This window comes from Alteromonas sp. 5NW40-0090 (assembly GCF_057552975.1).
Window position 1 is genome coordinate 77,743 of record NZ_BAAJLT010000011.1, and the last position, 25,190, is coordinate 102,932.

16 protein-coding genes are annotated in these 25,190 nt (G+C 40.1%); 15 read left to right on the top strand and 1 reads right to left on the bottom strand.

Annotation, left to right across the window (positions count from 1 at the left end; genetic code table 11):
- Positions 1 to 15: 15 nt before the first annotated feature.
- On the bottom strand, positions 16 to 1,110 hold the full coding sequence (gene dinB, locus AC27KT_RS14545; RefSeq protein ID WP_487131096.1) for a DNA polymerase IV: 1,095 nt from the start codon (positions 1,108 to 1,110) through the stop codon (positions 16 to 18).
- 162 nt (positions 1,111 to 1,272) lie between these two features.
- On the opposite strand from dinB, the gene AC27KT_RS14550 reads away from it, so the two are divergent.
- The 15 genes from AC27KT_RS14550 to rmuC all read left to right on the top strand — a co-directional run bounded on the left by AC27KT_RS14550 (position 1,273) and on the right by rmuC (position 25,162).
- Positions 1,273 to 2,778, top strand: a complete 1,506-nt coding sequence (locus AC27KT_RS14550; protein ID WP_487131098.1) for a sigma-54 interaction domain-containing protein — start codon at positions 1,273 to 1,275, stop codon at positions 2,776 to 2,778.
- Between the two features lie 72 nt (positions 2,779 to 2,850).
- Positions 2,851 to 6,237 carry a type I restriction endonuclease subunit R gene (locus AC27KT_RS14555; protein WP_487131100.1) on the top strand — a complete coding sequence of 1,129 codons (3,387 nt, stop codon included), beginning with the start codon at positions 2,851 to 2,853 and terminating at the stop codon, positions 6,235 to 6,237.
- Between the two features lie 10 nt (positions 6,238 to 6,247).
- Entirely contained in the window at positions 6,248 to 6,544 is a 297-nt protein-coding gene (locus AC27KT_RS14560) for a hypothetical protein (RefSeq protein WP_487131102.1), read from the top strand.
- A gap of 54 nt (positions 6,545 to 6,598) precedes the next feature.
- Positions 6,599 to 8,173 carry a class I SAM-dependent DNA methyltransferase gene (locus AC27KT_RS14565; protein ID WP_487131104.1) on the top strand — a complete coding sequence of 525 codons (1,575 nt, stop codon included), beginning with the start codon at positions 6,599 to 6,601 and terminating at the stop codon, positions 8,171 to 8,173.
- A complete protein-coding gene (locus AC27KT_RS14570; protein ID WP_487131106.1) occupies positions 8,170 to 9,381 on the top strand; it encodes a restriction endonuclease subunit S in 1,212 nt (403 codons plus the stop codon). The genes AC27KT_RS14565 and AC27KT_RS14570 overlap by 4 nt, the downstream gene beginning before the upstream one ends.
- 267 nt (positions 9,382 to 9,648) lie before the next feature.
- On the top strand, positions 9,649 to 10,917 hold the full coding sequence (locus AC27KT_RS14575) for a hypothetical protein (protein WP_487131108.1): 1,269 nt from the start codon (positions 9,649 to 9,651) through the stop codon (positions 10,915 to 10,917).
- A 134-nt stretch (positions 10,918 to 11,051) separates the two neighbouring features.
- Positions 11,052 to 11,387, top strand: a complete 336-nt coding sequence (locus AC27KT_RS14580) for a hypothetical protein (RefSeq protein ID WP_458724226.1) — start codon at positions 11,052 to 11,054, stop codon at positions 11,385 to 11,387.
- Between the two features lie 51 nt (positions 11,388 to 11,438).
- The gene (locus tag AC27KT_RS14585) at positions 11,439 to 12,128 is read left to right on the top strand and encodes a vWA domain-containing protein (RefSeq protein ID WP_487131110.1); all 690 of its coding nucleotides are present in this window, start codon (positions 11,439 to 11,441) and stop codon (positions 12,126 to 12,128) included.
- On the top strand, positions 12,128 to 12,814 hold the full coding sequence (locus AC27KT_RS14590; protein WP_487131112.1) for a PP2C family serine/threonine-protein phosphatase: 687 nt from the start codon (positions 12,128 to 12,130) through the stop codon (positions 12,812 to 12,814). Before AC27KT_RS14585 ends, AC27KT_RS14590 begins: the two co-directional genes overlap by 1 nt.
- 24 nt (positions 12,815 to 12,838) lie before the next feature.
- Positions 12,839 to 14,320 (top strand): protein kinase domain-containing protein, encoded by a 1,482-nt coding sequence (locus tag AC27KT_RS14595; RefSeq protein ID WP_487131114.1) that lies wholly within the window; start codon positions 12,839 to 12,841, stop codon positions 14,318 to 14,320.
- Between the two features lie 4 nt (positions 14,321 to 14,324).
- Complete coding sequence (locus AC27KT_RS14600) at positions 14,325 to 17,603, top strand: DEAD/DEAH box helicase (protein WP_487131116.1); 3,279 nt, start codon at positions 14,325 to 14,327, stop codon at positions 17,601 to 17,603.
- Positions 17,600 to 19,093, top strand: coding sequence for a hypothetical protein (locus AC27KT_RS14605; RefSeq protein ID WP_487131118.1), 1,494 nt, complete (start codon positions 17,600 to 17,602; stop codon positions 19,091 to 19,093). Before AC27KT_RS14600 ends, AC27KT_RS14605 begins: the two co-directional genes overlap by 4 nt.
- Positions 19,093 to 21,516 carry an AAA family ATPase gene (locus tag AC27KT_RS14610; RefSeq protein ID WP_487131120.1) on the top strand — a complete coding sequence of 808 codons (2,424 nt, stop codon included), beginning with the start codon at positions 19,093 to 19,095 and terminating at the stop codon, positions 21,514 to 21,516. Before AC27KT_RS14605 ends, AC27KT_RS14610 begins: the two co-directional genes overlap by 1 nt.
- Complete coding sequence (locus AC27KT_RS14615) at positions 21,516 to 23,357, top strand: DUF2357 domain-containing protein (RefSeq protein ID WP_487131122.1); 1,842 nt, start codon at positions 21,516 to 21,518, stop codon at positions 23,355 to 23,357. The genes AC27KT_RS14610 and AC27KT_RS14615 overlap by 1 nt, the downstream gene beginning before the upstream one ends.
- Before the next feature lie 152 nt (positions 23,358 to 23,509).
- Positions 23,510 to 25,162 carry a DNA recombination protein RmuC gene (gene rmuC, locus AC27KT_RS14620; RefSeq protein ID WP_487131124.1) on the top strand — a complete coding sequence of 551 codons (1,653 nt, stop codon included), beginning with the start codon at positions 23,510 to 23,512 and terminating at the stop codon, positions 25,160 to 25,162.
- Positions 25,163 to 25,190 lie beyond the last annotated feature (28 nt).

The window sequence follows — 25,190 nt, forward strand, 5'->3', positions numbered from 1 at the left end:
TTTATATCAAGTAGATTACCATTCAAATGAAATTTGCTCGTTATAATTTTTACTTGGCGATAAACCAATCTGAACTCCGAGAAGGCGAACTCGTTTGCCATTCCCCCTAGAAAAGGCTTCTCTAAGTAATTCAGATAAGATGGAACCATCGAGTTTGTCTGTTGCGAATTCTTTAGTGGTCTGATGAAAATCAGAAAACTTCACTTTGACTCCTACCTTTCCAATTGACCTACTTTCTAGGTGCTTCTCGGCTCTTCGTTCGAGTTCTGGTAGCAGTTTTTGAAGTAAAATTTCTTCTAGCGTTACTATATCAAAAATGTCTTCTGGGAACGTTCGCTCAACCCCTACAGACTTCCTTGTTCTGCTAGTCATTACGGGCCTATCATCCACTCCATTGCACCTTTCCCAAAGTAAATGACCAAGCTTTCCGTACCTAGAAACCAGATACTCTAAGTTTGATGCTTTAATATCCCGCCCATATACAAAGTTTTCAGCCTTAAGCTTTTCATTTGTCACTTTCCCAACACCAGGTATTTTTTTTAACTCCATATTATCAATGAATAGATCTACTTCGTTCGGTGCGATGACGTAAATTCCATTAGGTTTATTGATATCGGAAGCGACTTTCGCTAAAAATTTAATCGGAGCAACACCTGCTGAGGCTGTAAGATCCAATTCTTCAAAAATAGTGCGGCATATATCTCTTGCAATTAATGTGGCAGAACCTCCAAACAAATTACTTTGAGAAACATCTAGATAGGCCTCGTCAAGACTGAGGGGTTCAATTATGTCTGTATAACGCTCAAAAATTTCACGGATCTCCGCACTTACCGTTTTATAGACCTCCATTCTTCCTTGCACTAACACAAGATCAGGGCATTTTTTAAGAGCCATGCTGGTTGGCATAGCACTTCTGACTCCAAATTGCCTAGCAATATAATTACAGGTAGAAAGAACTCCTCTAGATGTTCGGCTGCCTCCAACTGCAACAGGTTTATCAATTAGTGTTGGGTTATCCCTGATTTCGACTGACACGTAAAACGCATCCATATCGACGTGAATAATTTTTCTTTGTTTCATTTTAAAGTGATTAAAATCATCGGAGTCCATATTGTATACATGTACTGTTTATTTATCCATGGTAATGGTGCTTGGCGGTGTTGGTAGATAACTTCTTTAGAGGCAATAGGTTGACGACTTAGACATTAGTAAAAAAAATTATTTTGTGTAAGATAAGTTATCTGTTGGAACGCATGGACGAACCTAAAGCTCGTGAATACACTTTATACATGGATAGGTAACACTGATATCAGGAATATGCAGCTAAACGAACATGCTGCTATTTCGACGATAGCACTGCAAAATCCCCAAGCATTCGACCGTATATTTATCTTTGCCAACGATTGGGAAAGTGATTGGCAACCCTATGAGAAGTGGTTAATAAAGAAACTCAGAGAGTCCGGTCGTCCATCCGACAATGTTTCAATATTTAAAGCTAATATAGCAGGCCCAACCGATTACCCTACAATAATAAGAGAAACAGAAAAGTGGGTTTCAAAGCTATCAGAAGAAAGTAAAGAGCTTTATATCAATATTACCTCCGGTACACCCGCAATGAGCGTAGCATCGGTACTAGTCGGTAAAGGTAAACACAACACGTATTTCATTCAGTCTAAACGTGATAACACCATCGAAAATGTTGATGTACCAGTCGATTTTGGTGAGACCTATGTTAAATCAGCTGCGAAAAGCATCGCAGATAAAGCTGTAAAAGCGCCTTCATCTCACAAACAGTTCGACAACATCACTGCTCAGTCACAGATAATGCAAAATCTAATCACAAAAGCTAAGCGAGTAGCTGAAACCGAGCTTGAGTTGCCAGCTTTAGTGTTGGGTGAGACGGGAACGGGTAAAGAAGTCATTGCAAATGCTATTCATGCGGCAAGTCCTAGAGCTGGCAAGCCACTCAAAACTGTTAACTGCGGAGCATTGCCAGAGTCTCTAGTAGATTCTATTTTGTTTGGGCATGTTAAAGGTGCTTTCACTGGCGCAAACGAAAAACACGAGGGTTTATTTGAACAAGCTAATGGCGGCACATTATTTCTTGATGAAGTAGGGGAGTTAACGCCGAGTGTTCAAGTAAAGCTGTTGCGAGCGTTACAGCAGGGCGAAATTACCAGAGTTGGTGACAAAAAAACGATAACAGTAGATGTAAGGATTATTGCCGCGACTCATAGGGATTTGCTGGAACTTGTTGAGCAAGGTGAATTCAGGGAAGACTTATTCTATCGCCTAGCAGTTGGTCTACTACATATTCCACCACTTAGAGAACGCCTTGAAGATATTGAGCCATTAGTCTTGGAATTAGTTGATGAACTCAACCAAGCAGCTAACAAATATCCAGGTTATAAAAGTAAGAATATTTCTGAAAAGGGAATAAAGTTTATCAAGTCACAGCTTTGGCACGGCAACATCCGAGAGTTATGGAACACAATTAATCGTGCTTTTCTGTGGTCAGACGCAGAAACAATAACCGACGTAGATATTCAAAAAGCTCTCATAATTCGTAATTCAACAACTGATGAGTCAGACGTGACTTTATCACTTGGTCAACGAGTAGATATAAACAACCTTGTTGAAAAATATAAGAAAAAGTATGTGAAAGCGGCAATGAAAGCTGCGGGTAATAACAAAACGAAAGCAGCAAAAATGATAGGCTTAAATAGCCAACAAGTGATCACTAAGTGGATAGAAACACTTGGAATTGAAATAGAGTAGTATGCCTACAGCGCTATTGAATAAAAACTTGGCACTCGACCTGCAATTTAAGGAATAGGGAAATCAATCGGAATGAAGCAATCGATGAATTTTGAGTTTTTACGAAATGACTGGCCTGAGCTAGCTGACTTTGGCGGTTACGCTGAAGAATACACCTATTCAGACCCTGTTGGCTCGCTTATTAAGCTGCGCTCATACAGTGAACATTTGGTTGGCTGGATTTATCGAACTCTTAAGTTACCTTGTTTACCCCGTGCAACATTTAACGAACAGTTAAAGGGGGAGGACTTTGTTCAGCTGTCATCGTCGGCAATTCTAGATAAGTTTCATTTACTTAAAAACTTAGGCAACAAAGCCGTTCACGATAACAAGGGCACCACAGCTGATGCATTGTTTGCGGTTAAGCAAGCTTACCATGTCGGTGCGTGGCTATATTGTGCGTTTCACAATGTACAAAGTGATGCTATTCCGGAATTCAAAGAAGTAGAAAAACCTGACGGCCAATTAAAGAAAAAGCTTGAGCAAAGCGAAGCATTGCATAAACAAGCAATGGCTGAGTTAGAAGAGCAGCGCAAAGCCTATCAAGAGCTACTTCAAAAGAATAAGCAGGCCACAGCCGTTGCCGATAAAGCTGCAATGCAATACTTTACGGATTTCAGCAAAGTCGCTTCTCAAACTTTAAACTTCGATGAAAGCGCTACACGAAAATATCTCATCGACTCAGAATTGAGGGAAGTGGGTTGGGATGTGTCTGATGATGGCACATCCACAGAGCAAGTTGGTCAAGAAATAGAAGTTCAATATCAACCAACAAAGACGTTCATAGGCTATGTTGATTATGTGCTATGGGATGACGACGGCAAGCCGCTTGCAGTAGTAGAAGCTAAGCGAACTTCAAAAGATGCTCGGCTAGGTAAAAAACAAGCAAAAGATTATGCAGATGCATTAGAAAAGCAGTATGGGCAACGCCCTGTTATGTTTTATACCAACGGGCACGACATATACATCTGGGATGACGTTCAAAAGTATCCACCCCGTAAAATTTATGGTTATTACTCTAAAAGCTCACTACAGCATTTGGTGAAGTTTCAGCGAGTCGAGAAACAGCCGTTATCTACGGTTGAAATAGATCACGGTATCGCTGGCCGACGCTATCAATTAGAAACAATCACACGTGTTCATGAAACGTTCGAACTAAAACGCCGGAAGGCATTAATCGTTCAAGCTACGGGGACTGGTAAAACTAGGGTTTCAATAGCATTAACTAAATCACTCCAAGAAGCAAAGTGGGCTAAACGAATTCTATTTTTATGTGACCGCAAAGAGTTGCGTAAACAAGCCAACAAAGCTTTTGTCGACTTCTTGCAAGCTAAGCCTTATGTAGTGGGTAAGAGTGAAAAGAAATATCGCGACAGTGCGCGTATTTTTATCGCTACTTACCCAGGCATGATGAGTATTTATGAAGAGTTCGACGTGGGTTATTTCGATCTAATTATCGCAGACGAATCACATCGTTCGGTATATAACGTGTTTGGTAATATCTTTAAATACTACGATTGTCTGCAAGTCGGTCTTACGGCTACGCCAGTAGAAATGGTATCTCGCTCTACCTGCCAGCTATTTGGTTGCGACTACAAAAGCCCAACGGCGAATTACCCACTGGAAAAAGCCATTGCAGAAGATCACTTAGTGCCATTCGATATCATGACAATGACGACTAAGTTTCTACGAGAAGGGATAAATCAGCGCTCATTAACGGATGAGCAAATCGCGGAACTAGAAGACAAGGGCGAAGATCCAAACGAGCTAGAGTTTAACGCTCAAGACATCGATAAAGCGGTTATGAACCTTGATACCAATCGTCAAATAATTCGAAACTTGATGGAAAATGGTATCAAAGATAAAGACGAACAGTTCATTGGCAAGTCGATTATCTTTGCTCGCCGTATCGACCACGCTCGTTTGCTCAAAGAATTGTTTGACGAAATGTATCCAGAGTTAAGTGATGGCTTCTGTGAGGTTATTCACTCTGACGAACCACGAGCAGAAGCCCTCATTGATCAATTCAAAGGGATAGAAGGCGAGCCAGAGAAAGATATCACTCTAGCGATATCGGTAGATATGTTAGATACGGGTATTGATGTGCCAGAAGTGGTCAATTTAGTGTTCGCAAAACCTGTTAAGTCAAAGGTTAAATTCTGGCAAATGATTGGACGTGGTACACGTTTATGCCCCGATCTATTTGGCAAGGGCAAAGACAAAACACGCTTCTTAATTTTTGACCACTGGAATAACTTTGACTATTTCGAATTCGATTATGAGGAAATAGAGCCAACTATTACCAAATCGTTAGCTCAGAAGCGTTTTGAGATGCGTATGCTGCTTGCCTCTACTGCACTCAACAAGTTTGAACGCGAGTCGTTCTTAGTAGTAGCTAAGTTGCTTAAACAAGATATCGATGCACTTGATAAACGCAATATCAATATTCGCGATAGCTGGCAAATTGTCGAGCAAATGTCAGATGAAAAGCTGCTGAATCAATACGCAAAACAAACGGTGCATTTGCTAGAAACAGAAATCGCACCGCTGATGCAGTGGTTAGACACCCGCAAACAGAGTAAAGCTATACGCTGGGACATTCTCATTGCGCAAACTCAGCAAACGTTGTTTGAAGCGCCAACTGAACTTGGCGAGCTAAAAGCTGAAATCTTCTCTGTAATTGACCGTTTACCAGTCAATATGAAACAAGTCCAAGATAAGGCTGAATACATTAAACTGTTGCTCAGCGATGAATATTGGCTTTTTCCAACCTTTGAAAAGCTGGAGCAATCTCGTTTAGCACTGCGTGATATCATGTGGCTTCTAGAAGGAGAGATTTTACCGCCTCCTGCACCAACAAAATTGCTCGATATTAAGGAAGATGCTGCTGAATATGAAATCAGTGCTCGCGCTTCCAAAATTGAATCTATTGATTACAAGATTTATTTGCAGAAGGTTGAAGAAGCATTAAAACCAATTTTTGATAGCCATCCGGTATTACAAAAGATTAGAAACGGCCAGGCTGTTTCCGAAAGCGAGGTTTTACAGTTAAACAGTATTATCCATACACGTCATGCTGATGTGGATATCGCAACGTTAAAATCGTTTTATCCAGAGTCGAGTAAGTCGCTTGATACATTACTTCGAAGCATTGTTGGTATGGATGCGAAATACATTGAAAAAAGTTTTACCGAGCACTTACAAAACCATCGTATGAACGCACAAGCACAGCGTATAATCGATATGTTAGTCGGTCATATCGCTCGCAGCGGCGGCATAAAAATGGCCGACTTAGACAAAGCGCCATACAACCGAATTTATGAAGGTGTATTAGGTAACAGTGAAAACGATGTGTTCGCTTTGCTAAAATCGCTCGAACTACCTGACCCTATCTCAACGATTGAAGGAAGAAGTGATTAAGGAAATGAAAATGACTGGTATAACAAAATCGCGAATGAGTATGCGACTTAAACTATTACACGAGTCAGGAGACCATCTGTATCCGGTTCGAATGAAAAATACTCAAACGGGCAAGGTTGCATTTCGCGTTAGCGAAAAAGGTAATAAACTCACCGATTGTATTGAAGTAGATTGTGAACAAACCATGTTGGATTACGTGGTAAAAAAAGGTTTTTCGGTAAGAGCAAAGACACTTCCTAACACCAAAAAGCGCGAAGGCTTATACGGCATTAATAAACGCTCCATCACATCTTACCAACTCACGTAATTTAATCAGCGAATTGAACAGTTATAGCCCGTGCCTTCATTTTGGCGCGGACATATGAAGTATAAAGAGAGCACTATGATCACAGGCGAATTAAAAAGCAGTGTAGACAAACTTTGGTCTGAATTTTGGACGGGAGGCATCGCAAACCCACTTACCGTTATCGAGCAGATTACTTTCCTAATGTATGCCCGTTTACTCGACTTACACGAGCAGCGCGATGAAAAACGTGCGCAGCTGCGAGGCACCAGTTTTAAGCGTCGCTTTAGCGAGGAACAGCAACATATTCGTTGGCATCGTTTCCATCACCAAGATGCAGATACCATGTTAAAAGTTGTGCGAGACGAAGTATTCCCGCATTTTAAAGACATTGCTGGTGAAGGTTCATTGTTTAGCGGCTTTATGAAAGACGCCCAATGCATGATCCAAAAGCCAACCTTGATGGTCTCGGCGGTTGAGATGATCAATAAACTGCCGTTAGAAGATAGTGATACCAAAGGGGATTTGTACGAATACCTCCTGAGCAAATTGACCACAGCAGGCATTAACGGTCAGTTTCGTACACCGCGCCATATCATTCGCGCTATGGTGGAAATGTTAGATCCAGAGGTAAATGACCGCATATGCGATCCTGCCTGTGGCACAGCTGGTTTTTTAAGCGTGGCTTATGAATACCTATTAGAGAAATACACCTCTCCTGAGGGCATTCATACCGAAACAGTTATCGATGAAAAAGGCCAAGAGCAGCAGGTAAAAATTTACAGTGGTGACCTGTTGCTAGAGCATCGTGACCATGTAGACACTGACATGTTCCACGGTTTTGACTTTGACTCCACCATGTTACGTATCGCTGCAATGAACTTAGTAATGCACGGTATTGCCGAGCCAGATATTCATTATCAAGACACTTTAAGTGGCCGTTTTGCCGAGCGCTACCCAGAGCAAAGTAAAGATGCCTTCTCGATGATTTTAGCTAACCCGCCATTCAAAGGCAGCTTAGACGAAGAAGACGTAGACGACGCCATTTTACGTATGGTCAAAACCAAAAAGACCGAGCTGTTATTTGTTGCTCAAATTCTTCGTATGCTGAAAAACGGTGGGAAAACCGCGATTATCGTTCCAGACGGCGTTTTATTTGGCTCATCAAAAGCGCACCAGCAATTGCGTAAACACATTGTTGAAAATAACGAATTACAAGGCGTTGTGTCACTGCCTTCAGGTGTATTCAAGCCGTACGCGGGAGTTTCGACGGCGGTTTTGTTTATTACCAAAGGCTCTGTAACCGACCATGTGTGGTTCTATGACTTACAGAACGATGGCTTCTCTTTGGACGATAAACGCACCATCATTAAAGAAAACGACTTAGAAGATTTAGTTGAGTCGTTCAAAGCTCGTGATAAGAACGCTGCTGAAACTGAAGAAAATGATCGCATTGTTACAGACGATAAAAAACATTTCTGGGTCAGCAAAACCGATATCGCTGCAAATAAATATGACTTATCCATTAACCGCTATAAAGAAGTGGTATATGAAGAAGAGCAATACGATCCACCAAAAGAAATCTTAGGTAAGCTAGTTGAATTGGAAAATGAAATTCTGGCTGACTTACAAGAATTGGAGAAGATGTTGTGAATTGGCCTTTGGTGACACTTGGCTCGTTAGAAGGTGAAAAAGGAAACTTTGTGGATGGCCCTTTTGGCTCAAACTTAAAGTCTTCTGAATATACTGAATCTGGAGTTCCCTTGATTCAGTTGAAAAACATTAAGCCAAATAAATATTTAACTAAAGATCTTAAATTTGTTTCGCAAGAAAAAGCCAATTCAATAAGTCGGCATTCATACAAAGCTGGCGATGTTTGTATCGCTAAACTTGGTGCAGTTGGAACCGCCTGTATAATTCCCGAAGGTTCACCTGCCGGAATTATAGTTGCAGATGTTGTGCGGTTTAGAGGTGATAAGTCGCTTATTGATTATAAATATTTGTGCCATTATTTGAACTCTCCTACAGGACAGAGAAAAGTTTTGAAGTTTAGTCGGGGCAGTACACGTACTCGTACTAATTTGACGGATTTAAAGAAAGTCGAAATCCCATTACCACCACTCGACGAGCAAAAGCGAATTGCGGCGATTTTAGATAAAGCCAATGCTATCCGCCGTAAACGCCAACAAGCCATCGACCTCGCCGACGAGTTTCTTCGCAGCGTGTTTTTAGATATGTTCGGCGATCCGGTGACTAACCCTAAGGGGTGGGAAGTTAAGAAAGTTGAAGATATTGCAGCGAAAGAAAAATATTCAATAAAAGCTGGGCCATTTGGTTCCGCTCTGAAAAAAGAAGATTACGTTGAGAGCGGATACAAAATTTATGGACAGGAGCAGGTAATCAAAGATGATCTTGAATTTGGAGACTACTACATTGACTCAGAAAAATTTGAAACTTTGAAATCTTGCTCGATAAATGAAGGTGATATGCTCATTAGTCTTGTCGGTAGCTTTGGCAAAATCTCAGTTGTTCCTAACAAGTACAAAAAAGGAATAATTAACCCTCGATTAATGAAAGTGAAGTTTGATAGTGAAGTAGCGAATCCTTGGTTCATGAAGTTCCTTTTAACGACTAAAGAAATGCTAACCAAAATAGCTAATATGTCTCATGGAGGAACTATGGGAATACTCAATGTCGGTAAAATTAAAGAGTTGACTGTAATTAATCCTCCATTAAATCTACAAATGGAATTTTTAAATATTCAAAGCCACGTTAAGAAAACAGTCCAAAAGTTTGATGAAACAGAGATTGATAATCTGTTTAATTCTTTAAGCCAAAAAGCGTTTTCAGGAGAGCTGTAAAGCCCAGTAAAGACAAGGATGTTTTATGTGACAATTACTTAACATCATTTAAGAGCGCCAACTATCGGGCGTTAAACCACAAGATGAAAACTACATCCGTGAATCCCTAGATTGCGCATTAAACGATAGTGAACAAAGCACAGCAAGTGACGTTCGAATTTTTTAGGTGTCTAACCTTCGATACCCATCAACAAGAATCTAAAAGCACATGTGTTTGAAAAATAATATGGCTCAATAAACCAAAACTAATTAAAAGGAGTTAAATGTATGCAGGAAAAAAAGGGATCTCAGTTTTTTACTAATATCGATACAGATAAACTATGCAAACTAGTTGAGCAAGCAAAGGAATCAATCATTTATGCCGCACCAGGTCTTCGATTTGCGGTGGCTGAAAAGTTAGTAGAAGCAGCTTTTCATCTTGGTGAAGAGATGACTATCGTCTGCCTGGATGCCGATGAAAAGTCGATCAGAATGGGCTTTGGTGACATTGAAGCAATTTCCCACTTAAATACCCACGGTATCAACATAAACCATATTTCAAGCTTACGCTTTGCTCTAATCATTATAGATGGAGAAGGATATAGTTTTACCCCAACCGCGCTATATTTAGAAAGTGAACAATCTACTAGCTTAGGCTTTAATGCCGTTAAGTTGACGCCTCAGCAAGCACAAGAAGCATCTACACGTTTATCACCAGCAGCCAAAGCAATTGCGTTAGCAGCGTGTAAAACATCCGAGCAACGTGCAGAAGTAGCAGATACTATTCCTGAAATTCCTAATAATCCATTGGGTGAAAACACGATTGAGTCAATTGAAAGCTCGATAAAAAGTAACCCCCTAGTCAAGTTCGATGTAACTCGGCAAGTCAGGGTTTATAGCTCATATTTGCAGTATGTTGAATTATCAATGACAGGAGCAGCAGTTCAGCGTCAAAAAATAACCATGCCAGAGGCATTGCAAGCTGTAGGCACTGACAAAACTAAGCTAGAAGGTCGCTTTAAGACAAGTTTCGATTTATTAGCAAAAAATCACGAACTTTCTTCTAAAGAGTTGGAAAAACACTTAAAAGACATCCGAGACCAGTTTACTTCATCATTGGGCAAAGACAGGGGGCGAGTGTTACTGGTTCGTAATAAAGAACTGTTCTTACAGAAAATCGATGCTCTTAAAGAAAAGCTAGTGAAGCACGGCGAAGCGGTGCAAAAGAATTTACAGCAAAGTATCGACGACTCTAAAAAAGCTATTGCAGATTTATATCTACCAATTTTAAAAGTTAACCCACCTGAACGAATGACGATTAAAGTGGGAGATCCAACGAATGACGCAAAAATTAAAGAGTGGGTAATGGATCAATTGGATGAAGTCTTCCCTTATGCAGAAAAGCTAATCAAAAAAATGGAACTTAGGTGTGAGTTTAAAGATTTAACCTACGAAACCCTCAATAAGAAGGAGTTTATAGAAAATGTAAAAAACGCCTTTAAATATGAGGATTGGGATAAAGCCTACGAAGAGTCTATTGCAGCGGCTAGAGGTTAATTATTTTTATCTTAAAGTAATTATATTTACTATTAAATAGGCGTGATTTAATTAAAGTCTATATAAAACAATGTTATACGTGATGGTCTGATTTTCGCTATCTCATGTGTATCCAAACATATGAGGAAGAATAGATGACCTTTATTGTGAAAGAAGATGAGCGACTTTTAATTGCACCAGATCTAACAAATAGCCAGCACGCGAAGACAAGAGAAGGGCAAAGAGGAATATCTAAAAAGCAGGTAATGCTTGCTTATAAATACGGTCGCGTTATTCACGCGAGACGCGCTACCTACTATGTTATTGGTAAAAAAGAAATTGAAAGATATGGCTCTATTGAGCCGGAATTAAAAGCGATGAATGGAATCCAGCTTGTTGTGTCGTCAAATGGAACAGTATTGACAGCCTTCCGAAACAAAGATCTCAGAAAGATCCGTCCATTCAAGCACAGCCATAAACACTTACATTAATTTGCAGTTGATTGAATTACGTCAATCTAAGTTAAAAGGATAGAAACAAAAATGAGTCTAAAAAAGTTCGCAGTAGCAAAAGCAAGAGCACTCCCAGTTATTATTTTGGCAGATACCAGTGGAAGTATGTCGGTAAAAGGGAAAGACGAAGCGCTGAATGAAGCCATTCAGAACATGGTGTCTACATTTAAACAAGAATCAGCGCGACAAGCTGAAATTCACGTGGGGCTAATTACTTTTGGTGGCGAAAGCGCAGAAATGCATTTACCACTGGCTAAAGCTTCTGAAATTGAGGCTATGAAACCACTGGATGCGTTTGGTCGCACACCAATGGGTCATGCGTTCGAATTGGCTACAGAGGTGCTAGAAGATAAAGAAATTATTACCTCCCGCGACTATCGCCCTGTGTTAATTTTACTTTCTGACGGTATTCCAACCGACAGTTGGCAAGCTGGTTTAGAACGTTTAACTAACAGTGAGCGAGGTCAAAAAGCCAGTCGCTTTGCAATGGCAATAGGGGCTGAAGCTAATATCGATGTACTCGAAGCATTCAACAATGACTTAGAAGCGCCAGTATTTAAAGGTAATGAAGCCAGAGATATTCACCGCTTTTTTAGAGCAGTCACAATGAGCGTAACAGCTCGCTCTCAAAGTAGAACGCCTAACGAACTTGCCCCTATCAACTTTGATGAGTTAGATAACGATGACGATGATTTAGGCTTAGACCTAGAAGGCTTGTGATGAGCATTCGCCATTTAAGCGTTTCTGTTATTGGGCCTGGTCATTTGTTAAATGGTCAGGCTAATCAAGATTCAGTGCTAGTAAAGCGAGTGCCAAATGGTTGGCTAGCTGTGGTTTGCGATGGCATGGGGTCTAAGCCTCATTCGGATATAGGATCAAGGCAAGCATGTCGAGCTGCTTTTGAAGTTATCAAAACGGTTGATTTCAATATTGAGAGCAAATCGCTTATCAAGCGGATTTACCAACATTGGCTGGACTCGCTTGGCGATATTAAAGCCAGCGATGCGGTGACAACGTGTTTGATTGCTTGGGTTTCTGATGAAGGAGAGCTTAGAACGTTTCAGTTAGGTGACGGATTAATTTTAACTCCGCAACAGGCAACTGAGCAGCTAGATACAAACGATTTTGGCAACGTCACTACAGGCTTAGGAAAATCTAAACAGTTTTCAGACTGGCAAGTTACAAAGCAGCGATTGAAAGTAGGCGATGTGATTGCGTTGATGACAGACGGTATTAGTGAAGATCTTAATCAAGGTATGGAACTGGCGTTCGTTTATTCGATTGTAGAAAGCACTAATGGCAAAAGCATTAGACAAGCCAAGGCTTGGTTAAAAAATGAATTTAGGAACTGGGGTACACCTAATCACACAGATGACAAAACACTTGCATTAATGGTTTTGAGCTAGCTGTGCAGAATAAGGGATATAAAAATGGCAAGTGGACAAACTAAAAAACGGATAGTTACTGACACTTTTGGACAAGATTTTGAGTTAGTTAAAAAAATTGGACACGGTGGGCAAGGAGTTGTTTGCTCAACTCAGATTGATAACGTGCTGGTAAAAATGAGTACGCAGCCAGACAAAAATAAAAAAAGAAAATGGCTTGAGCATGTTCATTGGTTAATGAGGCAGCCTTTAGAGCAATTAAACATTGCTAAACCCTTCTCGCGCATTGCTATGAAAGGAAATAACTTTGGTTATGCAATGGAACTGATGGACGGGTTAATTCCACTAGAAAAAGTTATGAATGAAACTGAAGAGTTAATCGATTCAGAGGGGTCAATAGATCATTACTTATATACAGGTGGCTTAAAGCGTCGGATGACTATTTTGGCAAAGCTTGCCAGAACACTGTCAGATCTCCATGCGAGGGGATTAGCTTATGGTGATTTATCACCAGCTAATATATTTGTTTCAGAAAACGCTGATTACTCTGAAGTATGGCTGATTGATTGTGACAATATCTGCATTAATCAGCGCGAAAGCTTTGATTCAGTAGAACAAGAAGGGCAGGCAGGTCGAATCTTTAGCCCAGGGTTTGGTGCTCCAGAAGTAGTTAATGGCGATAGCCTTGTTTCGTCGCTAACAGATGCATGGAGTTTTGCAGTTGTTGCGATGAAATTATTGACAACTAATCACCCATTTATTGGTGAGGTGGTTGAAAATGGTACACCTGAAGACGAAGAGAGAGCGTTTGCGGGCGAGCTACCTTGGATATACCACCCAACAGATCATTCTAATGCCCTCGATGAAGATGATCCCAAAGGCATACCACTAGAACTGGTAGCGTTAAACCCACTTTATAATTTATTCGAGCAGTGCTTCAACGCGGGTAAAGACGAACCGCTAGCCAGGCCAAGTTTAGCTGAATGGGCGGAGGTTCTGGAAAAGCTTACGCATATGTTAGTGAAGTGCCAAAACAGCGAATGCCATGCTTCTTTTAACTATGTGGTGCGTGACCGAAAACTAGAATGTCCTTTCTGTGATTCGTTAATGGGCGGCCGCCAAATTTTGTATATTCGTAACTATTTGTACGATGAGTCGATCACGGCTTTAGAAAATGCTGATGTTCGTGATGCTTACATAAATACTGGGTGCAACCAAACGCTTAATATTGGTGAAACCATTGTAATTAAAAACTCTTGTCCTGGTTCCCTGTACTGGCCTGAATCACAAGAACTATTATCCCTAAGCTTTTCAAAAGAGGGTTTAGAGATCACTCCGATAGGTGCTAAATCTTTTGAGATGGGTTTTGCAGACTTTAGGTCAGAACTCGACAAACATAAACTTCAAACGTTCAACTCTAAAACGCCCATATCTGCCTCAACAAGAGCGAATAGGTGGTTAATAATTGTGCCGATCGTTGATACGCCGGAGCCACAAATAGCTAATTTATTTAGGTTGAGGTGGTAGGCTGATGGTTACGCAAGACTTAAGACATTTAACTCAAGAAACGATTATTGAAATTGCCATTGAAGAGGAGGCTATCTCGGCGCTTGATATTAAGCAAGATATCTCTTTTCATGTAATCCACGATGAGCTGTTTATAAAGCAAAATGAGCTTTTGGCACAAGTTACCAATGCAGAAGTATTTGATAGCTATGGTGATATTGAGCACTTTATTTGGATACCAATCTCTAAGCAAGAAAACAAGGTGCTTATTCAGACGATACCTTGCTTACCAAATTATTTTGATTTTCATGAGCTACAAGTGTCTGTAGACGAGAACATTATTGAGCAAGTTTCTAAACTTGCAAAGCTAAAAAATAAAGACATTGATAGCGTAGCGGAATGGCTAAAAAGCGAGTTTGTACTTGAAGTTAATAATCAGTCGAAAGTGTTAACGGCGGTATCTAATGCAAGCGTCGCGGATAATAGAGGGTTAACGATTGTAGGTAAAAATAGCTTACTTGAAGTGCAATTTACGCCCGAACAAAGAGTGTGGGCGAAATCAGTTAAAAAGCTACATCGTAAAATTAAGTTCAATTTAAGTTCGTTAGATTGTGAGTTGTCGTTTGTCGACTATACGGTTGCAGCTCGCATTCAAGACCCTTTAGTTAAGCAAAAACTTGAGGAGTTAAATCGTGATAATTCAACATACATAAACTTGTGGAACCAATACAACCAAAAAGTTAAAGAAAAGGCGGTGGAACTTGCCAATAACGCTGGCTTTGTTCGTTATATCAAAATCGATAAAGAAGACTCAGTTGATGGTGTTAAGTGGAAGTTTTACTTCCAAGAAAAAGATATTGAGAATGTTAAACAGATTGCCGCAACTTTAAGAGAAGAGCCTAACCATACGTTAGAGATAAACAAGCGCTTGCCTAGCTGGTTAGAGAATAATATTGGTGATATCGGGCTTGAGAAGGATGAAAAGGTAGAAAGTATTTCTGCTAGATTTTCGGGGCACACTAATCAGTATATAACGCTCAATTTAAACTCTTACGGAAAGCCCGAAGAAAAAGGTGTTATTTATTTGTCGATTAGTGGCTCAATTGTACAGACACAGCGACGCGAGCAGGCTAGGGATGCTATTACAAACTTCTTGAACCCAATGAAAGATCTACGTCTGTTATTGGAAGACCAAGATTTTAGTATATCTAGGCAAAAGCAGGCCAAACACAAACTGAAGCCGCTCACTGCAGCCGCGCGAAGTTCATTCAAAGGTGAGCCAACAGCAAAACAGATAGAAGCACTAGACGTTGCTTTGAATACCCCTGATATAGCGTTAATTCTTGGGCCTCCAGGCACAGGTAAAACTCAAGTTATTAGTGCACTACAAAATAGGTTGGCGGAAGAACATAAAAGTAAATTAACGGGGCAAATACTACTTACCAGCTATCAAAATGATGCGGTGGATAATGTCATTGCCAGATCTGAAGCGTTTGGTATTCCCGCCATTAGAGCGGATGACAACGCGCGCGCCCCCTTTCTTTTGGAGCAATGGAGCAAGAAACAAATACATAATTTGACTGAAGTTGCGAATGAGTTAGCTCAAAACGACAGCAGTTATAAAATTATAAATAATATTCGAAAAGACATAGCAGCCATATTAGCGTCGCGTGTAGATAAAAAGCAAAAACACGAGCGGATAAAAAGTCTTCTTGAAGATATCGATAATCTTAGAATAAACCACGGTTTTGATATACCTCAGTCCTTGAAGGCAAAACTTGAGCAACAATTTGACACTCAAGTTGATGAGAACAACGCGCCTTCTAATGGTTTGTTGCTGCGCCAAGTTAGAGGTTTACGAACCTCTGAGCGAGCGTATGACGATGATGGCTATGAACAGTCTTTCAAGTGTATATCTGCTTTACGCAGAACAGGGCGATTTGAAGAAGAAGTAGAAGCTCTAGATGAAATTATCGAGAAGTTGACACTTAGTGCTGAAGACTTTGAAAAACTCAGAGAAATTAAAAATAAGTTACTCGATGATTTAATCCCCGATTACCGACCTAAGTCGTTACAAGTTGAGCTTTCAAAAGAAGAAATATCAACGCTACATCAATTGAATGAGGTTATCGCTAAGCACGCAATGAATTGTGCTGCGGGAATACCAGACGTTATCGAAGAGTATTTGGAGTTAATCAAGTATCAACCGGATTACCTTGCCGATAGCGTAAGAGATTACACGACGTCAATTGGTGCATCATGTCAACGCTCTGCTGGTCAAAAAGTTGTAAAATATAAAGAGCAAATTAACGCTTCTTTGGATGAAGTCGGCGGAGACTTTACCTTTGATACCGTTATTGTAGATGAGGCTGCCAGAGCAAACCCGCTTGATTTGTTTATTCCAATGGCTTTAGCTGCGAAGCGAATCGTATTAGTTGGAGATCACTTTCAACTACCGCAAATGTTAGAACCTGACATTGAAAAAGAAATGATTGAAGCAGGTGACTTGCAACAAGAGACTGCTAAAGCAATCAAGATGAGTCTTTTCGAGCGACTATATACGCAATTAAAGGCTCGCCAAGCCAAAGACGGAATTCAACGAACTGTGATGTTAGATACCCAGTTCAGAATGCATCCAGATATCGGTAGCTTTGTAAGTCGTTCGTTTTATGAAGCTGAAGGAGAGCCAAAACTTGAAGCAGGCTTAAGCAAAGATCGTTTCGATCTCGGTATTGCTAAGTACAAGGGTAAAGTGGCCGAGTGGATTGACCTGCCGCTTCAGTCTGGCAAAGAGCAACGTTCAGGGACTAGTTGGCAACGTGATTGCGAAGCACAAAAAGTTGTTAGTGAAGTGCAAGCGCTTTTTGCAGAAAATCCTAATTTAAGTGTAGGTGTAATTACCTTCTTTGCAGCCCAACGAGAGTTAATTTTTAATAAGCTTGCGCAAGTAGGCATTTGCCAAAAATTAGAAGATGGTTGGGAGTACCTGCCTGGCTTTAAAACCACTGAAGAGGGAGACGAAAAAATTCGAGTTGGCTCTGTTGATGCGTTTCAAGGAAAGGAGTTTGATGTGGTGATCCTATCGACGGTTCGCTCAAATAACATTAAAGCATCAGATGAGAATGCATATCGAAAAAAATATGGCTTCATTCGCACACCAAACCGTTTAAACGTAGCGTTTAGTCGAGCTAAGAGTTTAATCAAAGTTGTTGGTGACAAAGAGATGTTTTCAAGTGAGACAGCCCAAAAAGCCATTCCTCAAGTGTGGGCATTCATCCACGAATTATGTGAGGTGAAGTCATGATTACGCATAAAGATATTCAGGATGTTTGCTATTTAAAAAATAAGATGAATCGATACCAGAATGAAAAGGATATCTTTTGGCCGTTTTATCTATGGCGAGTAGCTGCGCCCAAAAGTAAACCAAGTTTGAATATTTTTCAGATGTTAGTGCTAAAGCTTATTTTGGCGGGGTGCCATGACAACGAAAAATTATGTCGATATAGCAATTTAGATAAAGAGCTTATTAAATACATTTTGGCTCAATTAACTAATGATGGTTATCTCGATGGTTGGAAGCAGACAGAAAAAGCCAGGGAGTTGTTTTTAGGTGTAGAAAACTCTACAAACGAGAAGACTTGCTATTACATGCTTCAAGATGCGATAACAGGGAAATTGCTACCGAGAGTGCTCTCGACACTACCCCATATAGAAAGCATGGATTTCACTGAGCGCTTTCCACAATTTGTTCGAAGCAAAGGCTCAGGTAAGTTAGTGAAGCCCTTGTTAATCAGTAATACCGTTAAGCCAGAAGCGCCAACTTCAGAGCAAATGAACACCAGCTTAAGAGCCTATCGCAGAGTATTGAACCAGTTAAAGCAAGCTGATTTTTATGTATCTGACGATACGTTAGAAGTTACCTATTCCATTGAGTTTATTGAGCCTGAGCCTATCGCAGCGTTTATCCACACCAAGTTATTTTCAACAATTTCTGGTGAGCGCTCGTGGTATTTATCTGATCCAACGGGACTAACGGAAACACTTCCGGAGCTAAATGAAGTTGCTGAACAGGTGCTGGATTCAAATAAACATTTTGCTTCCAGAGTTAGTGAGGTTATGGGGATCGCTCAAGATGAACATACGCTCAATTACAAGCAGCAAGAACAGCTATTTGAGGAGCAGGCAAAAATAGAATTGTTAGCAAACTACTCATGGGTTCAAGAATATTCGCTGATAGAAAAACATGTATTAGCAACACTGCGATTTAAGAATCAGGTTGAACAATCTCAAACAATTAGGTCAGAGGTTTTGGAAGGGTTGTTGAATGAGTTGCAAAAAATCATCGAAGCTTGGTTAAAAACCTTTATGAAGCCCAATCAAGCCAGAAGTGATTGGGAGGTTCTAGTCATGCGGTGGAACGGTAATAGACCTATTTTTCAGCATGACAAAAGACTTATTGAGCAAATTTATTTAGGAATAAGCGGCGTTAGTGCCTATGCAGCGAACAGGCTAGCAACCGTAAGGGGGGGCCAGGTTCAGTCAGCAATGACAAGAGGCGAGCAATCATTAAAGCCTATGCTTGCCGCAATGTTGCTCACTTTTCCGAAAGTTGTAGAGCAATTATCAACTCAACTGCCTAATTGGTTAGACAATGCAGTTCGTCTTGCCGATGCCAGAAATAAGAAGGCCAGCCACGCCAGTGGCGAAGTTTTGTCGAAAGAAGAGGCTATGAGTCACTTCGAATCAACAATTGAATTATTAGTAGTTTTAGAAAGTTTATTAGGAAGTAAATAATGGGAAAAAGAAACCGAGCAAGGAAGCCGCAGGCAACCGCTAGCACCACAGTAAACACAGCAAATACAGAAGTTCATAAATTAGATAATGCACTGGCTGCTGTAGATAACTTAATAGAAAGCGAAAGCAGCTCTGTTTTCGGTGCTATGGCTGAAAAATTTAAGACAGCAGCATCTTCTTATAATGCGGCTAGTGAACAACAAAAGAAAGCAGCCTCAGAGAGCTTTGGTAATGATATTCAAACTTTGGTTGGCGAGCTTAAGAAGTTAGTAGAGCAAAACAAGCAAGTAGAATTGGATGTTAAACAAAGCTTAGCGAGACAGAAGCAACTAGAAGCGGCACAAGAAGAACTAAAAAAGAAAGCCGAGGCTGAAAAGAAAGAGCTAGATAAGCAATCTAAAGAGCTGTTGGCAAGTAAAAAGAAAATTGCTGAAGATAGAGCTGAATTAGCCATAAAACTAGAAGAGTTGAAGGAGCAAGAACTTGATGCTGAAAGTGGATTTGCAGCAAAACATATAGAAATGCTCAATTCATTTGAAGAAAAACAAACTAAGCTTCGTGAATCATTGGAAGAGAAAAAGCTAAAACTTGAGAAAGAAATAGAGGAACTAAACAAGTCAAAGCAAACGTTAAACGAAGCTGAAAAGACTTTGCTGGATGAAAAGCTACAACAGTTATTCGCTAAAGAAGCTGAATTAGATGAAAAAGAGTTTCAGCTAAACCAAGAAAAAGCGCTAATTGAAAGGAAGCGTAAGCAAGCTCAATTAACCGACGAAGAAGCGAGCAGTTATAAAACTTCACTTAAAGATGAAATCGAAAAAGAATTCGCTTATCAAATATCTTCACTCGAAAACCAGAAAGCAAACCTTGAGAAGCAAATCGCTCAGTATGATCAAGGTGAAAAGCAATTACTTGCAAAGCTAAGTTCTTTTAAAGAATTAGAAAGACAGTTTGAAGACGCTACGCCGCAAGAGGTTTTAGAGCAACTTAATCATTACAAGCAAACAGTAAACACCCTTCGTTCACAATTAGATGAAAAGCCTAGCGAACAGCTTGAAGAGAAGTTCAAAGAACTCAAAAAGACGTACGAGGCACTAGAGCAGGAGTACAGCAATGCTCATGCAGAGTTACAGCAAAATAAAGTGCAGCTCACGAAAAATAGAATGTCTGTTATTGAGTTAGAGCAGATTCAAAAACAGAAACAAGCTTTGGAAAAACATAATCAATTGTTAAAGGCGGCAGTTGATCAATTAAGTGCAGATGTTGATGATCTCGTGAACAAGCAACAAGCTAAGACCGCGTTCCCAGCGCTTTTAGAACTTGACAGTAAGCTAAGAGCTAAAGGGAGAACAGAATTTGTTCCGTCACTAAAAGACTTTGCAAACGAGCTTCAACATCGCATTGCTTGGGACTCTTACGAGCAGAAGGAATTGTACTATCGACTTGAAGACATTCGATTGTTTATCGCTGGCCTTGCCATGAGCCGTTTGCATATTCTACAAGGGATAAGCGGCACAGGTAAAACAAGCCTAGCAAAAGCATTTGCAAGAGCTGTTGGCGGTGGTGTGAAAACCATATCTGTTCAAGCTGGCTGGCGTGATAAAGGAGATTTAATTGGTCACTTTAATGCGTTCGAGAAGAAGTTTTACGAGCAAGAAACTTTGCAAGCACTTTATGAAGCACAATCTCCGGCATACAGTGACCGTCCTTACATCGTTTTATTGGATGAAATGAACCTTTCGAGACCAGAGCAATATTTTGCTGAGTTTTTGTCTGCTTTAGAATTAGATCCCAAAGACCGTATTCTGACGTTGATGACAACGGGGCAGCCAAACGGGCCTGAAAAGTTGATTGATGGTAGAAAAATCAAAATACCTGAGAATCTTTGGTTTATTGGTACAGCCAACCACGATGAAACAACTTTCGAATTTGCAGATAAGACCTATGACCGTGCTCATGTTATGGAGCTTCCACGACATAAAAGCACCTTTCATATCAACAAGGATCTTGAGCCAGTTACATACAGTTTCGATTCACTAGAGGAAGCTTTCAACGCCGCAACAAAAAAACATAGCAACACAGTCAATAAACTTATTAAAGACCTTGATGATTCTGAGTTTTCAATGCTTTTAGAGGAAGAGTTAAATGTCAGTTGGGGCAATAGACTAGAAAGACACCTTAGTAGGTTCATACCCGTTATGCTCGAATGTGGTAGTGATTTAGGTTTTGCCTTAGACCATATGTTAGCCACTAAGGTGTTAAGAACTGGAAAAGCGACTGGCCGCTATGACACTGAGCAAGAAGATATTTCAAGCCTTATTGATGCATTAAGCGAGTTTTGGCGTACTCAAGGCTTCAATTCCAAGCCTGAAGCGAGCTTTAAACTCTTAAATAATGAATTGAAGAAAAAGAGTAGCCTTTAATGGTTACTTGGTATGACAGATTTAACGGGAAGTTAGTAAAACAGCTTCCTGAGAATATTGTGTCTGGAAGATATGCGGCTCAGAAATCGTGTACTTTCAATGGGCATTCAAACATCCAGCCAGACGACCTTCTGATCAATGATGGAACTGAGAAGTTTCACATCGGATCTCAGATAGGTTCATTTTTTCATAGTGAAAAGTCGGAACAACGTGAGATTGAATTAGAAATTATTGAAAGTGCAATACTGGCATACCAAGATGCAGTTGATTTGGACAAGGCGCGCTCTTTTTTAATACCCGATAAGTTGCTTGCGCGCTTTGAACTCACAAAGTTCGAAGAGTTGCTAATTGATGTTCTTAAAAAGGGTCATCTGCAAGAAATTGCCAGGCGACCAAGAATGGAGTTGATTTATGAAGAGCACCTTGTCCCAGTATCTAGAGCAAAAAAGATAGCAAGCTCCGCAAATGCTCACTTGGCTTCACATTCAGAGTGTTGGCAGGCTAGAACTCTGACAGGAGTTATTCCTAAACAAATACTCGCTTTGGAAAGTGAAGATCAGCTTAACATCTACGAAAATCGAGTGTATGTAAAGCTGCTGGAGAATGTTGAACACTACTTGGTAAAGCGCATATTAGAGGTAAAAAGATTAGAAGAAATATTTCAACAAGCGGTGAGCTTCCAAAATGCAGAAGGTATTTATTTCGAGTTGCGCAAGACTATCTTCACACTGTGGGGAGAAGGTTTCTCCGATGATGAACAGGCAGATGATGCCGCAATTCATGGCGTTGCCACGCTTGAACTGTTAACAAAGATGCTAAAAAAAGTAAGAACATTACAGCATTCCGGTTTGTATATTTCTTTAACTAACAGGGTTCATGTACCACTAAAACTAAATATGACTAATGTTTTGTCACATGACCAGAACTATCGTCATGTGGCAAGGTTGTGGAACTGTTGGCTAGATACTCAGCAAGCTAATAACCTCGACCCTAAACAAATCTTTGAGCGAAATAAGAAACTGTCTAGTGCATATTCGCAATATTGTTGCGACTTAGTGAAACGAACGCTTCATGAACTCGGTTTTGTTGAATTGACACCAAATTCATTTGAAAGAAATGGTGTTCAAACTGTTTCGCTTGAGGTGACAGATGTCGGTGAAATTAGATTGGATTCATCTGGACAGAATCTTAGCTTTGTACCATGTTTCACCAATTTCACCGACTTATCAGATACAGAGTTAATGGAAAACTCTCAAAGAGTATTGCTTTCTATTAGTGCTGATGAAGAGATGGATAAATATAATCTTTGTACTTCTCCTATCAATTTTTACTCTTTAGAACAGTTAGCAATATTGATTTCAAAGTGGTTAGCTAGCCAAGTAGTTCAAGCTCTTGGAAATACGCTATATAAAATTCCGTCAGCCCTGATACGATTTTTAGAGAGTATAAATGCGAAACAACATTGGCAGCTTGAAAATAATAGCGTCACAATGATAAAGCCACTTATAGATGTAAAGCCGAAGTTATTAGAGTTCAAGGGAGAGCATAAACAAGATGTTTCCATCGCTAAGGCAATTGATGTCGTGACGGAGGCCGCAGAAAGGTTTGAAGAGCTGTTGTATTGCCCTTGTTGTGGTGCAAAAGCTGATGAAGACCAATGGGTTTCTAGGGATGACAATTGCTTCGCCATTCGAAATTCTAACTGTAATCACGTGTGGGAAGTTAATCGAAAAGCGGATGGCAACCGCATGTTAAAAGTCGTACCAAATAAGGTCTTAGATAGTGACCTCTTAAACGACTTTGCGCGGATTGGTAGATTTTATACTCTTATAGATGTATAGGTAATAAAAGTTACATATACGTAATCATCGTTATTTTTAACGGGCTCTTTATATAGAGGGTTTATTTCTACACCCATGATTTATATAGATAATTCTTCTTTGGTCTAAGTTTGGCAATACTCCTTTCGTTATCAACTTTGGAGTATTCAAAAATGAACGACTTATTTATCCAAACCACAATAATGGCATCAGTCACATTTTTAGCTGTTATCGGTGCCATATTGTATCTAAAAAAACCTCAAGCACAGTTTGAGCTTAACGAAGATGAAGAACTTAAGAAGGAGCTTATCACTGTACAAGAAGAGCTTGATTTAGCGAAAAGCAATAATTCTATCCTATCTTCTAAACTGGCCGCAGCGGAGGTTACCGTAAAGCACCTATCCAATATAGAAGAGCATTCAAACGAATTAGAAGAGCAAAAGCGTCTAGTTGAATCCTTATTGTCAGAAAGCAAAGCCGAACTCAGTCGAATAAGCGCTCATCTTGAAGAAAAGAATGACCGCTATTCAACTTTATTCGAAGAGTCAACAATACTTAGCAAACAAGTTAAATCGCTCCAAGGTCAAATTACTCAGCTATCAAGTGAAAAGGCACAACTCGCTGAAAAGTTAAAAGGTTTTGTCGAAGTTCAGGGCGAAGTTAAACAATTGAAGTCTGCTTTGGCAGAGAAAGATTTGAAAATTACTGAACTGACGAGCCAAAAATCAGCATTACTGGAGTCTAAAAAAGGACAACAGGAAAAGATCGAACTGCTCGAACGCACAGAACAACGTTTCATTAAAGAATTTGAAAATACTGCAAATAAGCTCTTCAAAGAAAAAACAGGTGAAATGTCACAACAAAATAAGTTGTCACTGGACTCGCTGCTTTCACCGCTAAAAACTCAAATAGGTGTTTTTAGTAAGCAAGTAACCGAAGTCTACACTAATGAAGCAAAAGAGCGCCATGCCCTAAAACAAGAAGTGCATAGTTTAAAAGCGTTAAATGAACAAATGACCAAAGAGGCTGTGGCTCTAACCAAGGCGCTCAAAGGCGATAACAAAAAACAAGGAACATGGGGAGAAGTTGTACTCGAACGAGTATTACAAGAATCTGGCTTACGCTTGGGTCATGAATATGTTACTCAAGTTTCATTAAAAAACGAGGATGGCAGTTCATTCAAGCCAGATGTGATTGTCCATTTGCCTGGTGAAAAGGATGTGGTCATTGATTCAAAGATGGTGCTGACTGCTTACGAGCGTTACTTTAATGCCGAAGATGATGCAACTCGCCAGCAGGCATTAAAGGAGCATATAAACGCGATTAAAAACCACATAAAGCAACTGACCACCAAAAATTACCACGACTTACACGGTGTTCAGTCTCTCGATTATGTGTTGATGTTTATTCCTGTGGAACCTGCATTCAACCTAGCTGTAGAAAAAGACAGCGAGCTAATTCAATTGGCATTAGAAAGAAATATTATGCTGGTTAGTCCAACAAACCTAATGGTTGCGCTGAAAACCATCAACAACATGTGGCGAGTAGAATATCAAAACCAAAATGCGCAGGAGATCGCAAAAAAGGCCGGAGCTATCTACGACAAATTAGTCGGCTTTGTTGATGATATGAAAAAGCTTGGTTCTCATTTAGAGCGTGCTGAAGGAAGCTACGGTGAAGCAATGAAAAAACTCGGCGAGGGAAGGGGTAACCTAATTCAGCGGGCTGAAAAAATGAAGGGTTTGAGAATAGGCAACAATAAAGATTTGCCGCCTGAGTTAATTGAAAAAGCTGACCTATCTGTTCTAGAAGAAAAACCTGCATAAGTGATAGTAAGCCATATATTTCAGAGAT

Excerpts from the sequence above, each read along its gene's own strand:
- AC27KT_RS14600 (WP_487131116.1), top strand. The coding sequence starts at position 14,325 with ATGGTTACGCAAGACTTAAGACATTTAACTCAAGAAACGATTATTGAA.
- dinB (WP_487131096.1), bottom strand. The coding sequence starts at position 1,110 with ATGGACTCCGATGATTTTAATCACTTTAAAATGAAACAAAGAAAAATT.
- AC27KT_RS14580 (WP_458724226.1), top strand. The coding sequence starts at position 11,052 with ATGACCTTTATTGTGAAAGAAGATGAGCGACTTTTAATTGCACCAGAT.
- AC27KT_RS14610 (WP_487131120.1), top strand. The coding sequence starts at position 19,093 with ATGGGAAAAAGAAACCGAGCAAGGAAGCCGCAGGCAACCGCTAGCACC.
- AC27KT_RS14565 (WP_487131104.1), top strand. The coding sequence starts at position 6,599 with ATGAAGTATAAAGAGAGCACTATGATCACAGGCGAATTAAAAAGCAGT.
- AC27KT_RS14575 (WP_487131108.1), top strand. The coding sequence starts at position 9,649 with ATGCAGGAAAAAAAGGGATCTCAGTTTTTTACTAATATCGATACAGAT.
- AC27KT_RS14605 (WP_487131118.1), top strand. The coding sequence starts at position 17,600 with ATGATTACGCATAAAGATATTCAGGATGTTTGCTATTTAAAAAATAAG.
- AC27KT_RS14595 (WP_487131114.1), top strand. The coding sequence starts at position 12,839 with ATGGCAAGTGGACAAACTAAAAAACGGATAGTTACTGACACTTTTGGA.
- AC27KT_RS14615 (WP_487131122.1), top strand. The coding sequence starts at position 21,516 with ATGGTTACTTGGTATGACAGATTTAACGGGAAGTTAGTAAAACAGCTT.
- AC27KT_RS14555 (WP_487131100.1), top strand. The coding sequence starts at position 2,851 with ATGAAGCAATCGATGAATTTTGAGTTTTTACGAAATGACTGGCCTGAG.
- AC27KT_RS14560 (WP_487131102.1), top strand. The coding sequence starts at position 6,248 with ATGACTGGTATAACAAAATCGCGAATGAGTATGCGACTTAAACTATTA.
- AC27KT_RS14590 (WP_487131112.1), top strand. The coding sequence starts at position 12,128 with ATGAGCATTCGCCATTTAAGCGTTTCTGTTATTGGGCCTGGTCATTTG.
- AC27KT_RS14585 (WP_487131110.1), top strand. The coding sequence starts at position 11,439 with ATGAGTCTAAAAAAGTTCGCAGTAGCAAAAGCAAGAGCACTCCCAGTT.
- rmuC (WP_487131124.1), top strand. The coding sequence starts at position 23,510 with ATGAACGACTTATTTATCCAAACCACAATAATGGCATCAGTCACATTT.